At 37.5% G+C, this 832-nt stretch carries 2 protein-coding genes; both read left to right on the top strand.

Annotated features, from left to right (window positions below; genetic code table 11):
- On the top strand, positions 1-201 hold a 201-nt coding region (locus tag ADIWIN_RS15120; RefSeq protein ID WP_040757572.1), incomplete at its 5' end, for a hypothetical protein.
- A 116-nt stretch (positions 202-317) separates the two neighbouring features.
- Positions 318-686, top strand: a complete 369-nt coding sequence (locus ADIWIN_RS15115) for a Fur family transcriptional regulator (protein WP_200859818.1) — start codon at positions 318-320, stop codon at positions 684-686.
- Positions 687-832 lie beyond the last annotated feature (146 nt).

The raw sequence follows: 832 nt of genomic DNA, 5'->3' as shown, positions 1-832 counted from the left end.
AAACACCCTGAGGTAAAAGAAGAAGTTGGTCAACTGCCTATGGAAATAGGATTGATGCTGATAGCTTCAATTATGGTCTTCTCGGCTTTATTTGGTGTAGGGTTCTGGATTTATGGCGAAACAATACCTGCTATCATTGCTACAGCTATTACAATTGCTGGTGGTGTGCTAGTTTATAAAGGTTGGAAAAAAATGAGGTAATCCTAAAGGGATTGCTTTTTACAGATTATGACCAGAAATAAAGGGTGTTTCCACTTATTAATAGTTGGAACACCCTTATAGCAGTTGAATATTTAAGTCATTCCAAAAGAAAACTTATGGCTAATAAAACGGCTGAAATATTAAAAGACAATAACCTAAGAGTAACCAGTTGCAGGAGAGATGTGCTTTCAACTTTTCTTAACAGGAAAATAGCCTTGTCTCATGCTGACCTTGAAGATGCATTAAAGGATAATTTTGATAGGGTAACTATTTATAGAACGCTGAAAACGTTTTTGGAGAATGACCTTGTTCATAAAGTGCTGGACGATACTGGGGCTGCCAAATATGCACTGTGCAACCATAGTTCAGATGTCCCTCACCATGATCACGAGCATGTACATTTCAAATGTGAGAAGTGTGGGAATACAAGTTGTTTGGATGAAATTTCCCTCCAAAGGTATCACTACCGAAAGGCTATGAGCTAAGGGAAATGAATTTATTGATTCAGGGAATTTGCAACAAGCGACAAAATAAAAAATTAAAGGCTTATTGGTTTCTTTTCCTTCTCATCTGAAGGCCAAACGATACCTGGTGTAAATCTATAACAGGTGGTGTATTGTCTTCTACTCCG

Source organism: Winogradskyella psychrotolerans RS-3, assembly GCF_000427335.1.
Taxonomy (GTDB): Bacteria; Bacteroidota; Bacteroidia; order Flavobacteriales; family Flavobacteriaceae; genus Winogradskyella; species Winogradskyella psychrotolerans.
This window is presented reverse-complemented; position numbering and strand designations above follow the sequence as displayed.

Bases quoted from the DNA above. Each gene is read 5' to 3' on its own strand.
- ADIWIN_RS15115 (WP_200859818.1), top strand. From the start codon at position 318: ATGGCTAATAAAACGGCTGAAATATTAAAAGACAATAACCTAAGAGTA.